Origin of the sequence: Brevundimonas sp. TSRC1-1 (assembly GCF_049898245.1) — a bacterium.
Taxonomy (GTDB): domain Bacteria; phylum Pseudomonadota; class Alphaproteobacteria; order Caulobacterales; family Caulobacteraceae; genus Brevundimonas; species Brevundimonas mediterranea_A.
Map to the genome: position 1 here is coordinate 446,113 of NZ_JAFCXI010000004.1, position 12,992 is coordinate 459,104.

The 12,992-nt window shown below is 70.3% G+C and carries 11 protein-coding genes; 8 read left to right on the plus strand and 3 right to left on the minus strand.

Annotated features, from left to right (window positions below; translation table 11 throughout):
- Positions 1-31 precede the first annotated feature (31 nt).
- The 8 genes from ACP7CK_RS15725 (at position 32) to ACP7CK_RS15760 (ending at position 10,407) form a co-directional block, all read left to right on the plus strand.
- A complete protein-coding gene (locus ACP7CK_RS15725; RefSeq protein ID WP_426026623.1) occupies positions 32-646 on the plus strand; it encodes a phage distal tail protein, Rcc01695 family in 615 nt (204 codons plus the stop codon).
- 103 nt (positions 647-749) lie between these two features.
- Positions 750-1,394, plus strand: a complete 645-nt coding sequence (locus ACP7CK_RS15730; RefSeq protein ID WP_426026624.1) for a baseplate hub protein — start codon at positions 750-752, stop codon at positions 1,392-1,394.
- Positions 1,395-1,462: 68 nt separating this feature from the next.
- Positions 1,463-1,990, plus strand: a complete 528-nt coding sequence (locus ACP7CK_RS15735; RefSeq protein ID WP_426026675.1) for an NlpC/P60 family protein — start codon at positions 1,463-1,465, stop codon at positions 1,988-1,990.
- 167 nt (positions 1,991-2,157) lie between these two features.
- Entirely contained in the window at positions 2,158-5,886 is a 3,729-nt protein-coding gene (locus ACP7CK_RS15740) for a baseplate multidomain protein megatron (protein WP_426026625.1), read from the plus strand.
- Between the two features lie 89 nt (positions 5,887-5,975).
- On the plus strand, positions 5,976-6,896 hold the full coding sequence (locus ACP7CK_RS15745; RefSeq protein WP_008264337.1) for a DnaJ C-terminal domain-containing protein: 921 nt from the start codon (positions 5,976-5,978) through the stop codon (positions 6,894-6,896).
- A 45-nt stretch (positions 6,897-6,941) separates the two neighbouring features.
- A complete protein-coding gene (locus ACP7CK_RS15750) occupies positions 6,942-8,099 on the plus strand; it encodes a phosphoserine transaminase (protein ID WP_426026626.1) in 1,158 nt (385 codons plus the stop codon).
- Between the two features lie 134 nt (positions 8,100-8,233).
- Complete coding sequence (locus ACP7CK_RS15755) at positions 8,234-9,529, plus strand: adenylosuccinate synthase (RefSeq protein WP_035310453.1); 1,296 nt, start codon at positions 8,234-8,236, stop codon at positions 9,527-9,529.
- A gap of 74 nt (positions 9,530-9,603) precedes the next feature.
- Positions 9,604-10,407 (plus strand): response regulator, encoded by an 804-nt coding sequence (locus ACP7CK_RS15760; RefSeq protein WP_008264315.1) that lies wholly within the window; start codon positions 9,604-9,606, stop codon positions 10,405-10,407.
- Between the two features lie 52 nt (positions 10,408-10,459).
- Here ACP7CK_RS15760 and rpoH read toward each other — a convergent pair whose 3' ends face one another.
- The 3 genes from rpoH to ACP7CK_RS15775 all read right to left on the minus strand — a co-directional run bounded on the left by rpoH (position 10,460) and on the right by ACP7CK_RS15775 (position 12,922).
- Positions 10,460-11,347, minus strand: coding sequence for an RNA polymerase sigma factor RpoH (gene rpoH, locus ACP7CK_RS15765; protein WP_081836252.1), 888 nt, complete (start codon positions 11,345-11,347; stop codon positions 10,460-10,462).
- Positions 11,348-11,589: 242 nt separating this feature from the next.
- On the minus strand, positions 11,590-11,895 hold the full coding sequence (locus ACP7CK_RS15770) for a GNAT family N-acetyltransferase (RefSeq protein WP_372705239.1): 306 nt from the start codon (positions 11,893-11,895) through the stop codon (positions 11,590-11,592).
- A gap of 7 nt (positions 11,896-11,902) precedes the next feature.
- Entirely contained in the window at positions 11,903-12,922 is a 1,020-nt protein-coding gene (locus tag ACP7CK_RS15775; RefSeq protein WP_426026627.1) for an RluA family pseudouridine synthase, read from the minus strand.
- Positions 12,923-12,992: the final 70 nt, after the last annotated feature.

Sequence of the window (12,992 nt, forward strand, 5' to 3'; positions counted from 1 at the left end):
GACGCGCGGCGGAGCACAACAGGAGATTGAGATGACAGCCTTCCATGAGGTGCGGCTGCCCGCGCGGCTGGCCTTCGGCTCGACCGGCGGGGTCGAGCGGAGGACGGAGATCACCACTCTGGGGTCGGGGTTCGAGCGACGGTCCAGCCCCTGGGCGATGGGGCGTCGGCGGTATCTGATCGGGGCGAACCTGAGGTCGCTGGACGATATGGCGGCGCTGATCGCCTTCTTCGAGGCGCGGCGGGGGCGGCTGTACGGGTTCCGGTTCAAGGACTTCGCCGATTTCAAGTCGTGCGCGCCCAGCGGGATGGTCTCGGCGGGGGATCAGGCGCTGGGCGTCGGCGACGGGATGCGGACGGTGTTCCCGCTGATCAAGGCCTATGGCGACGTGGAGCGGCCCATCGTCAAGCCGGTCGAGGGGACGGTCAGGGTCGCGGTCGGGGGCGTCGAAACTTCGGGCTTTGCGGTGGACGCGGCGACCGGGGCGGTGAGCCTGGCGGTCGCGCCGGGGGCGGGCGTTGCGGTGACGGCGGGCTTTCAGTTCGACACCCCGGTGCGGTTCGACACGGACCGGATCGAGACGACCCTGGAGAGTTTCGACGCCGGGCGGATGGCGGCGGTTCCGCTGATCGAGGTGCGGGTCTGAAGCGGGTGAATGGTGAGGGGAAGGGCGGCGTGGCTCGGCAGGCCGCCGCTCACGATTCACGAGTCACGCCCTCACGATTCACGCCCTCACGACAGAGGTGACGATGAGAGACATACCGGACGAAATGGCCGCCCGCATCGAGAGCGGGGCGGCGCGGCTTTGTCATGTCTGGCGGCTGGAGCGGGCCGACGGGGCGGTGACGGGGTTCACCGATCACGACCGGGACCTGGCGGTGGACGGATTGGTCTGTCGGGCCGGGAGCGGCTGGACCGCCGGGGCGGCCGAGAGCGCCGCGGGCCTGGCGGCGGGGTCGGTCTCGGCGGCGGGCGCGCTGGATGACGCGGCGATCACCGAGGCGGATGTGGCGGCGGGGCGGTTCGATGGGGCGGCGGTCGAGCTGTGGCGGGTGGACTGGTCCGAGCCGAGCCTGAAGGTGCGGCTGTGGGCCGGAACCCTGGCGCGGATACGCCGCGAGGAGGGGCGGTTCCTGGCCGATCTGGAAGGGCCGCTGGCGAAGCTGGAGCGGGTGGTCGGGCGGACCTATGGCCGGATGTGCGACGCGCGGCTGGGGGATGAACGCTGCGGGATCGCGGCGGCCGGACGGCGCTGTGACAAGCGGTGGGAGACCTGTGTCGGGACGTTCGGGAATGGGGTGAATTTCCGGGGGTTCGCGGACGTGCCGGGGGATGACTTCCTGACGGCCTATCCGGCGGGAGGCGCGCGGAACGACGGCGGGAGCCGGCGGTGAGGGGAGCGACGACGGTGATTTCTCCCTCCCCCTGCGGGGGAGGGGCGTCAGCGCGCAGCGATGACGGGGTGGGGGCGGCAGGGGCAGCGGACGCGGGTCGCCTGGCCCTTCCCACCCGGTCTCGCCTCCGGCTCGACCCCCCTCCCCCGCAGGGGGAGGGAGAGGGGCGTGCGGCGGCGGCGGTTGTTGCGCGGGCCTGGCTGGGGACGCCGTATCGGCATCAGGCCAGCATGAAGGGCGTGGGGGCGGACTGTCTGGGGCTGGTGCGCGGGGTGTGGCGCGAAGTGGTGGGCGAGGAGCCGGAGGGGCTGCCCGCCTATTCGCCGGACTGGGCCGAGACCGGCGGGCGCGAGACCCTGATGGAGGCGGCGGGGCGGTGGTTGAGGCCGGTCCCGGTCGAGGCGATGCGGGCGGGGGATGTGCTGCTGTTCCGGATGTCGCCGGGGGCGGCGGCGAAACACTGCGCCATCCTGAGCGACACCGGCGGGCCGGAGCCGAGGATGATCCACGCCTATTGGGGACGGGCGGTGGTGGAGAGCTGGATGGGGATGTGGTGGCGTAGGCGTTTGGCGGCGGTGTTCCGGTTTCCGGATTGAATATCTCCCTCCCCAACCGGGGAAGGCAGGCGAGCCGTAGGCGAGACCGGGTGGGGCGGGCAAGGCGATACACGCTCGGTCCGTGCGGCCTTGCCGGGCCGCCCCCACCCGGCCGCTGCGCGGCCCCCCTCCCCCGCGGGGGAGGGAGACGATTTGAGGAGGCGTAGATGGCGCAAGTCGTACTGAGCGCGGTGGGGCAGTCGGTCGGGGGGCCGGTCGGGCGGGTGATCGGGGCGACGATCGGGCGGGCGATCGACAATCGGGTGGTCGGGCCGCTGTCGCCGGCGCGGCAGGTCGGGCCGAGGCTGGAGGCCCTGAAGGTGCAGGGGACGGCGGAGGGGGCGCCGATGGCCTGTGTGTTCGGGCGGGCGCGGGTGACAGGGCAGGTGATCTGGGCGGCGCGGTTCCTGGAGGACAAGGCCAGGGGACGGGCGGGCAAGGGCGGGCCGAAGACGGTCGACTATGTCTATTCGCTGAGTTTCGCCGTGGCCCTGTGCGAGGGGGAGATCGACGGGATCGGCCGGGTCTGGGCCGACGGGCGGTTGATGGACCTGAACGGCGTGGCGATGCGGGTGTATCGCGGGGGCGAGGACCAGACGCCCGATCCGCTGATCGAGGCGGTCGAAGGGGCGGCGCCCGCCTATCGGGGCACGGCCTATGTGGTGTTCGAGGACCTGCCGTTGGGGCCGTTCGGGGACCGGGTTCCGCAGTTGAGTTTCGAGGTGTTCCGGCGACCGCGCGGGGAACAGGCGCGGCTGGAGGATATGCTGGAGGGGGTGTGTCTGATCCCCGGCGCGGGGGAGTTCGCCCTGGCGACCGAGACGGTGATGCGGCGCGAGGGGTTGACGCGGACGGCGGCGGAGAATGTCCACAACGGCGAGGGCCGGGCGGACCTGGTCGTGTCGCTGGACCAGCTGCAGGCGCAGCTGCCGAATCTGAAACGGGTCAGTCTGGTGACAGGTTGGTTCGGGGATGATCTGCGGGCCGGGCGTTGCCGGGTGCGGCCGGGGGTGGAGCGGCGCGACAAGCCGACCGAACCGATGGACTGGTCGGTGGCGGGCGTGGAAAGGCATGAGGCGTACGAGGTCAGTCGGGCCCCCTCCGTCGGCTTCGCCGACACCTCCCCCAGCGGGGGAGGATCTGCCCCGGCCTATGGCGGGACGCCGTCGGACGAGAGCGTGCGGCAGGCGATCCGCGAGCTGAAGGCGCGGGGGCTGGAGGTGACGCTGTATCCGTTCGTCTTCATGGACTGCCCCGGCTATCCGTGGCGCGGACGGGTGGCGGGCGTGGATGGGGCGGGGGCGACAGCGGAGATCGCGGCCCTGTTCGGCGGGGCCGAGGATTGGGGGCTGCGGCGGATGGCGCTGCACTATGCCCGGATCGCCGCCGAGGAGGGGGCGGACGGCCTGTTGATCGGGTCGGAGATGCGGGGGGTGACCTGGACGCGGGATGCGGCCGGGGGCTTTCCGGCGGTGGCGCAGTTCCGGGCGCTGGCGGCGGAGTGTCGGGCGGTGGTCGGGCCAGGGGTGAAACTGTCCTATGCGGCCGACTGGAGCGAATATTTTGGACGGCAGACGGGCGGGGAGGTGGTGTTTCACCTGGACCCGCTGTGGGCCGATCCGAACATCGATCATGTGTCCATCGACTGGTATCCTCCTCTGACCGACTGGCGCGAGGGCGACGGCGGGGTGGATTCCGCGGTGTTCGATGGGGCGGCGGACCCGGCCTATCTGGCGGCGGGCGTCGCGGGCGGCGAGGGGTTCGACTGGTTCTATGCAGACGAGGCCGACCGGGCGGCGCAGGCAAGGACCCCCATCGTCGATACGGCGCATGGCGAAGACTGGCTGTTCCGGCCCAAGGACCTGAAGGGGTGGTGGTCGAACCATCATCATGATCGGCCGGGCGGCGCGCGGTCGGCGACGCCGACGGCCTGGGTTCCCGGCATGAAGCCGGTGCGGTTGTCGGAGTTCGGCTGTGCGGCGGTGGACCGGGGCGGCAATGCGCCGAACCTGTTTCAGGACCCCAAGAGCAGCGAGAGCCGCCTGCCGCCGGGATCGACCGGGGCGCGCGACGACGCGGTGCAGCGGGCGGCGCTGGAGGCGGTGCTGGGGCATTATGCGGCGGCTGAGAACAATCCAGTGTCGGCGGTTTATGGCGGGCCGATGCTGGAGGGGGCGGACGCCTGGTGCTGGGACGCGCGTCCCTACCCGGCCTTTCCGGCGCGAGGGGATGTGTGGGCTGATGCGGGGGCGTGGCGGGCCGGGCACTGGCTGAATGGACGCCTGGCGGGGGACGGGCGCGACCTGATCGCGGCGGTGCTGGCGCGGGGCGGTCTGGCGGCTGATGAAATGTCGGTGGAGGGCGTCGAGGGGGCGGCGGCCGGCTATGTGATCGACCGGCCGATGCGGACGCGCGATGCGCTGGAGCCGCTGCTGGCGGCGTTCGACGCGGTGGCGGCCGAGCGGGACGGGCGGGTGGCGGTGCTGGGGCGGACGGCGGCTTGCGCCGACCTGAGGCGCGAGGCGCTGGCCCTGCCGGATCAGGGGGCGGCGGAGACGGCGACGCGCGCGCTGGAGCCGCGACCCGGCGAGGCGCGGGTGCGGTTCATCGACGAGACGGCGGATTATCAGACCGGGGCGGTGGTCGTGCGGACGGACATCGGTGAGCCCGCGACCGGCGGCGGGGTCGATCTGGATCTGCCGCTGGCGTGCGGCGGCGGCCTGGCGCGGGCGGCGGCGGAACGGGCCCTGGACGGAGCGGCGGCGGAGACGACGACCCTGGCGCTGGGGCCGCTGGAGGCCTTGCGGCTGGAGCCGGGAGATGTGGTGCGGCTGGAGGGCCGCGAGGGCGACTGGCGGGTGACGCGGACGACGGCGGACGAGACGCCGTCGGCGGTGCTGGAGCCGGTCGGGGTCAGGCGGACCTTTGAGGATCAGGGCGGCGGGCGCGGCGGCGAGGCGCCGGCCGTGGTCGGGGCGCCCTTTGTGCGGGTGATGGACCTGCCGCCCTTGATGGGCGGCGAGGACGACGGGCGGCCGGTCGTGGCGGCGGCGGCTGAACCGTGGCGGTCGATGCGACTGCACGCCGGGGCCGGGGCGGAGACCCTGACGGTGCGCGCGGACATGGAGACGGCGGCGACGGTCGGGGTATTGGTCGAGCCGCTGGGGGCGGGGATTCGTTACCGGTGGGACGAGGTGCAGGCCCTGACGGTTCGGGTCGAGGGGGCGGCGCCGCAGAGCGCCTCGGCGCAGGCGGTGCTGGGCGGGGCAAACGCTCTGGCGGTCCAGACGGCGGCGGGATGGGAGGTGGTGCAATATCGGTCGGCGACCCTGGTCGGGGCGGAGACCTGGCGGCTGACGGGCCTGTTGCGCGGACAGCAGGGCACCGAGGTCGAGATGCAGGCCGGGGCGGCGGCGGGATCGGTGGCGGTGTTTCTGGACGAGCGGCTGGCGCGGGCCGAAATCGGGCGCAATGAACGGGGTCTGCCGCTGATCTGTCGCGTCGGACCGGCGGGGGCGGCGCCGGGCGGGGCGGGGTTTCGCGAGGCCGGCTTCACCTTGCAGGGCCTGTACGCCCGGCCGTGGTCGCCGGCGGGGCTGATTGTGGAGGCCGGTGCGGAAGGATGGACGGTGCGGTGGACGCCGCGCGTGCGCCTGTATGGGGACGGATGGGACGGGGAGCCTGCGGGGGTGGATCCGATGCGGTTCCGGGTGCGGGTGACGGACGCCGAAGGCGTGCGGCGAACGATGGAGGTCGAGGGGGCGGCGGTTCTGTATTCAGCCGCCGATATGGGGGCGGACTTTCCTGGGGGCGTGACCCCGACGGCGCGGATCGGCGTGGCGCAGTGGGGCGAGGGGTTCGGCTGGGGCGTGGAGGCGGAAATCGGCCTGATCTGAGCAAATATGCCGGGTCCGGCCCTTTGCGGGGGCGGGAGCATGGCTTAACTGACGGCCTCTTGGTGTTTTCAGTTGGAGCGGCAACGCACGTGGCAGGCGATCCCTACAAGGAACTGGGCGTTTCGAAGGGCGCGAGCGCGGACGAGATCAAGAAGGCGTTCCGCAAGCTGGCCAAGGAGCTGCACCCCGACAAGAACCCCGGCGACAAGATCACCGAGGACAAGTTCAAGCGGGTGACGGCGGCCTTCGACATCCTGGGCGACGCCGAGAAACGCGCCAAGTACGACGCCGGCCAGCTGGATAACGACGGCAACGAGCAATATCGCGGCTTCAGCGGCGGGGCGCGGCCGGGCGGCAGCCCGTTCGGCGGCGCGGGCGGCGGGTTCGGCGGCGGGCCGGGCGGCCGGGCCAATTTCGAAGGCGTCGATCTGGACGAACTGTTCGGCATGTTCGGGGGCGGCGGACGCCAGCGGGGCGCGCGGGACTTCACCGCGCGTGGCCAGGACGTCAAGGCGACGCTGGACATCAGTCTGGAAGACGCCATCGCCGGAGCGACCAAGCGGATCCAGTTCTCGGACGGCCGGACCCTGGACGTGACCATTCCCAAGGGGGCGGCGGACGGTCAGACCATCCGGCTGCGCGGACAGGGCGCGCCCGGACGCGGGGCCGAGAACGGCGACGCCCTGATCGAGCTGAAGATCGAGCCGCATCCGATCTACAAGCGCGACGGAGCGGACCTGACCATGGATCTGCCGGTGTCGGTTCCCGATGCGGTGCTGGGCGCCAAAGTGCGGGTGCCGACGCCCGAGGGGGCGGTGCAGATGACGATTCCGGCCGGCTCCAACTCGGGCAAGCTGTTGCGGCTGAAGGGGCGGGGCGCCTTCGCCCAAGGACGGCGCGGGGATCTGCTGGCGCGGCTGGTCGTGACCCTGCCGGACGAGCCGGACGCGGCCCTGGTCAAATTCGCCGAAGACTGGCGCGCCAAGCGGCCGTATACGCCGGGGCGTTGAGCCGCGCTCAAGCCGCGCCAAGCGCGGCAGCACAAGGGAAAAGCCATGATCGCAAAGCCTGATGTGAAGCCGGCGCGGCCGTGGTTTTCGGCCGGGCCGACGGCCAAACGGCCCGGCTATAGTCTGGCGGGCCTGCCGCAGGACCTGTTGGGGCGGGGCATTCGCGCGCCGGAGGTGGTGGAGCGGTTCGCCCATGGCCTGCGGCTGACGCGGGCGGTTCTGGAAGTGCCAGAGAGCCATGTGCTGGTCTATACGCCGGGGTCCGACACCGGGGCGGTCGAGGCGGCCCTGTGGGGGATGCTGGGGGCGCGACCGGTGCAGGTGGTGGCGTTCGAGAATTTCGGCCTGACCTGGCTGGCGGACGTGAAGGACCATCTGGGGCTGGAGCCGGAGGCGCTGACGGCGCCCTGGGGCGAACTGCCGGACCTGAGCCTGGCCGACTGGTCCAAGGATGTGGTGTTTCCGTGGAACGGCACGACCTCGGGCGTGCGCGTGCCGGACGCCGACTGGATCGCCGACGACCGTGAGGGGCTGGCCATCTGCGACGCCACCTCGGCCGCCTTCGCCATGGCCTTGCCGTGGGACAGGCTGGATGTCGTGACCTTCAGCTTCCAGAAGGCGCTGGGCGGGGAGGCGGGCATCGGCGTGATGGCCCTGTCGCCGCGCGCGGTGGCGCGGCTGGACACGTACCGGCCGGATCGGCCCATTCCCAAGCTGCTGCGGCTGACGGACGGCAAGGGGTTCGACCGGGCCCTGGGGCAGGGGGTGGCGATCAACACCTTCTCGATCCTGACCATCGAGGACTGGATCGACGCCCTGGAGTGGGCGCAAGGGATCGGCGGCTTGAGCGAACTGATCCGGCGGACGGACGCCAACTACGCCGCCCTGGCCGAATGGGTGGCGCGGACCGACTGGATCGATTTCCTGCCCGACCGGCCCGAGATCCGCTCGACCACCTCGGTCTGTCTGAAATTCACCGACCCGCGCATCGCGGCCCTGGACGCCAAGGCGCAGAAGGCCTTCGTCGTGCGGTTCAAGGCCTTGCTGGAAGGCGAGGCGGCCGTGTTCGACATGGAGCCCCACCGCAACGCGCCGCCGGGACTGAGGCTGTGGTGCGGCTGCACGGTCGAGGTCGCCGACGTGGTCGCGGCGACCCCGTGGCTGGAATGGGCGTTCGAGACGGCGGTGGGGGAACTGTCGTAAAATACGACAGTTCGGGACGACACCGGACGATTCCCCCGCTATAGGCTGCGCCCGCATTCAGACCGTCGCGTTGCCGCGGCGCCTGCTGGTTTTGACGCGGTCTCCGAGGAGAACGCTAAGGCGGAGTACGGACTTTGGCGAACGTAGCGGTGGTCGGCGCCCAGTGGGGCGACGAGGGCAAGGGCAAGATCGTGGACTGGCTGTCCAACCGCGCCGACATGGTCGTGCGGTTCCAGGGCGGTCACAATGCGGGTCATACGCTGGTCGTGGACGGCAAGGTCTACAAGCTGGCCCTGCTGCCCTCGGGCGTGGTTCAGGGCAAGCCGTCGATCATCGGCAACGGCGTGGTCGTGGATCCCTGGCACCTAGTCGGCGAAATCGAGAAGATCGAGGCTCAGGGCGTGGCCATCAGCCCCGACATCCTGACCATCGCCGACAACGCCTGCCTGATCCTGCCGATCCATCCGGCGCTGGACGTGGCGCGCGAAGCGGCCGCCAGCGCGCCGGGCGCCAAGATCGGCACGACCGGGCGGGGCATCGGCCCGGCCTATGAGGACAAGGTCGGCCGCCGCGCCATCCGGGTGTGCGACCTGGCCAATGAAGACGACCTGAAGGTCAAGATCGAGCGTCTGCGCTCGCACCATGACCCGCTGCGCGCGGGCCTGGGGCTGGAGCCGATCGACCCGGAGGCGCTGCTGGCGTCGCTGCTGGAGATCGCGCCGAAGATCTTGCCCTATGTGAAGCCGGCCTGGCGGGTGCTGGACCAGGCGCAGAAGGACGGCAAGCGGGTGCTGTTCGAAGGCGCGCAGGGCGCCTTCCTGGACGTCGATCACGGCACCTACCCCTATGTGACCAGCTCCAACACCGTGGCCGGACAGGCGGCGGCGGGGTCGGGCGTCGGGCCGCGCGGCGTCGGCTATGTGCTGGGCATCGTGAAGGCCTATACGACCCGCGTCGGCGAAGGCCCGTTCGCCTGCGAACTGGACGACGAGGTCGGACAGCATCTGGCGACCGTGGGCCGCGAGGTGGGGGTGAATACGGGACGGGCGCGGCGCTGCGGCTGGTTCGACGCCGTGCTGGTGCGCCAGTCGGTGGCGATCAACGGCATCGACGGCATCGCCCTGACCAAGCTGGACGTGCTGGACGGGTTGAAGACGCTGAAGATCTGCGTCGGTTACAAGGTCGATGGCGAAGTTCTGGACTATCTGCCGTCCAGCCTGAAGGCCCAGGCCGCCGCCGAGCCGGTGTTCGAGGAACTGGAAGGCTGGAGCGAAAGCACCGCCGGGGTCCGCAGCTTCAAGGACATCAACGCCAACGCCATCAAATATGTGCGTCGGATCGAGGAACTGATCGGCGCGCCGGTGGCCCTGCTGTCGACCAGCCCGGAACGGGACGACACAATCCTGATGCGAGATCCCTTCCAGGGCTGAGGGCAAACGACCCCCGATTCAACGGGCCTTAACCAGCAACCGGTAAGCCTGCGGGTGAAACCGGAGCAGAAGCCTTGTTCACCGCCGACGCCAGAACCCTGAGCCGTCTCGAACCCGCTGTGCGGCGGATCGTGATCGTCGAACCGAACGCGGCGTCGGCGCGGTTGCTGTCCGACATCATGAAGGGGTTGGGCGCGCGCGAGGTCTATACCGAGAGCGATGAAGAACGGGCGTTGGAGCTGCTGCGCGACGTCGAGCCGGGCGTCATCTTCACCGAACGTTCGGGCGAGGCCTTGAATGGGGAAACCCTGACGCGGCGCGTGCGTCGGTCGTCGATGAGCTGCCGTATGGCGCCGGTCATCATGGTGACGGGCGAGGCGACCGCCGCCGCCATCAAGGGCGCGCGCGACGCCGGGGTGCATGAGTTTCTGCGCAAACCCTATACGACCGGCGACCTGTTCAAACGGGTCGAGAACGTCGCATTGAAGTCACGGCCCTGGGTCGAGGCGGTCGGCTATGTCGGGCCGGATCGGCGCCGGTTCAACTCGGGCGAATATTCAGGCGCACGCAAGCGCCGGGCCGACGGATCGACAGACGGGCCTGTCGACGTCAAGGATCAGGCGTTGCGCATCCTGGTGGCGGCGATGAGCCAGTTTGATCAGGACCCGGCTCAGGCCATGCGCGCCATTCGCCAACAGGCCCAGACGCTGAAGACCGTGGCGGTCAAGACCGGCGACGCCAAGCTGGCGATCGCAGCGGGCGGGCTGGAAGCCTTCATGGGCGCCGGCGCCGTCACAAAGGGCGGTCTGGCCCAGCCCATCGGCGCGATCATGGCCCTGGTTCAGCCGGCGCCGGCGCAGATGGCGCGAGCGTCCTGAGAGACCCTATCGCGCCCCCCGCCGCTTGAGCGGGAGGCGCGACAGCCGTGTGTCAGGCGTCGACCAGGTTCCGTTCCTCGGCGGCGGCGCGCATGGCTTTCTGCAGCTTCTCGAAGGCGCGGACCTCGATCTGACGGACGCGCTCGCGCGAGACGCCGTACTGGCCGGCCAGTTCTTCCAGAGTGACGGGATCGTCCTTGAGGCGGCGTTCCGTCAGAATGTGTTTCTCGCGGTCCGTCAGCTCTTCCATGGCCTCTTGCAGGAGGCTCATGCGGATGCCCTTTTCCTCGTCGTCGGCCAGCTGGGTCTCCTGGGAGACGGCCGTGTCGTCCGCCAGCCAGTCCTGCCATTCGCTTTCACCATCGGCGCGCAGCGGCGCGTTCAGCGAGGCGTCGCCGCCGAGGCGGCGGTTCATGTTGGTGACCTCTTCCTCGCTGACGCCCAGTTTGGTGGCGATGGCGGCGAGGTGTTCGGGGTGCAGGTCGCCTTCCTCGAAGGCCGAGATCTGGCTCTTGGCCTTGCGCAGGTTGAAGAACAGTTTCTTCTGGGCGGCTGTGGTGCCCATCTTCACCAGCGACCAGCTGCGCAGGATGTATTCCTGGATCGAGGCGCGGATCCACCACATGGCGTAGGTGGCCAGGCGGAAGCCCTTGTCGGGATCGAATTTCTTGACGGCCTGCATCAGGCCGACATTGCCCTCGGAAATCACTTCGCCGATCGGCAGGCCGTAGCCGCGATACCCCATGGCGATCTTGGCCACGAGACGAAGGTGCGAGGTCACGAGACGGTGGGCGGCTTCGGGATCCTGGTGTTCCGACCAACGCTTGGCGAGCATGAACTCCTCGTCCTTGGTCAGCATCGGGAATTTGCGGATTTCCGTCAGATAACGCGACAGGCCTTGTTCAGGCGACATCACCGCGAGCGTACTATTGGCAGCCATATGGTCCCTCCGACCGTCAAAACGAGCGGGCGCTTCGACATCGGCCACCCATGTGCGCCGACGTCTCACCCCTCAACCGATGAAGTAGCGATGGGTTGCCGCCGTTTTTAGGGGCGGGCGGTCACACGAAAGCGTGACCGTGGCCCGGGCGCCACTCGTGCCGGCCAGAGGCCTGTATAAACCGAAGTCAGTTTCAATTCAAGACTGACTTGTCGGGTGCAGTCTGGCTCGGCCACACGGCCTCAAATTCCCAGCAAGCCTCGATAGGCTGGATGGACGACGTCCGCGTATTCGGGATGTTTCTGAAGATAGGCGGAGAAGAAGGGGCAGACCGGCAGGATGAGCAGGTCGCGGGCCCTGGCGTCGGCGAGGACGTGTTTCGCCAGGCGGCTGGCGATGCCCTGGCCCTCAAGACGTTCGGGGACCAGAGTCTCCGTGATCATCAGGTTCGGCGGAGACAGGTTGTAGGTGACGACCGCCACCTCGCCACCGACGGGCAGTTCGTAACGGTTGAGCTCGGCGTTGTCGCGGATGTCCGGGTCGAGCATGGGGGCCTCAGAGGTCGGAGAGCAGGGCTTCGAGCCGCACCATGTCGGCGGGCGGCGGGGTCTCGAAGCGGAGGGTTTCGCCGGTGACCGGATGAACGAAGCCCAGGACAGCCGCGTGCAGGGCCTGGCGGGCCAGGCCGGCCTCGGCGACCGCAGCCCGGACGGCGGCGGCAGGGCTGCCCGAGCCATAGGTCGCGTCTCCAAGTATGGGCGAACCCTTGGACGACAGGTGGACGCGGATCTGGTGCGTGCGGCCGGTGTGCAGGGTGCAGGCGACGCGGGCGGCGAGGGGCGCGCCGCTCGCTTTGGCCGGTTCGCCGAAGGTCGCCTGGACGACATAGTCGGTGATCGCCTCGCGTCCTCCAGCCTTCAGCACGGCCATCTTCTTGCGGTCGCCCGTCGAGCGTCCGATGCGGGTTTCGATCCGGCCTCTGGACGGTGACGGGGCGCCGCGCGTCAGGGCGATATAGGTGCGTTCGATGTCGTGGGTCGCGAACAGGGCGGACAGGCCCTGATGGGCGCGGTCGGTCTTGGCGGCGACCATGACGCCGGAGGTGTCCTTGTCCAGGCGATGGACGATGCCGGGGCGGGCGACGCCGCCGATGCCCCACAGGCTGTCGCCGCAGTGGGCCAGGAGGGCGTTGACCAGGGTGCCTGTCTCGCAGCCCGGCGCCGGGTGGGCGGCCATGCCGGCGGGCTTGTCGATGACGATCAGATCCGCGTCCTCGTAGAGGACGGTGAGGGGGATGGCTTCGGGCTGAGGCGTGGCCGGGGCGACGGGCGGCAGGGCGACGACATAGAGGCCGGGCTGGGCCTTGGCGGAGCCGCCGGTCAGGACCAGGCCGTCGCGACGGACGGCGCCTTCCGCCAGCAGGGCCTGGAGCCGGGCGCGCGACAGGGTCGGGAAGGCCTCGGCCAGGGCCTTGTCCAGGCGAACCCCGGGCGCATCGAGGCGGGCCTCCAGCACCTCGGCGGGGGCGAGGGGCGGGGGCAGGTCTTCTTCGTCGATCAGATCAGGGTCGGACACCGGGGCTCCCTAGCACGGCGCGCGGCTTGCGCGAGGCCCCGTCGTCGGTCGATAGTGAAGCTTGGGGGGC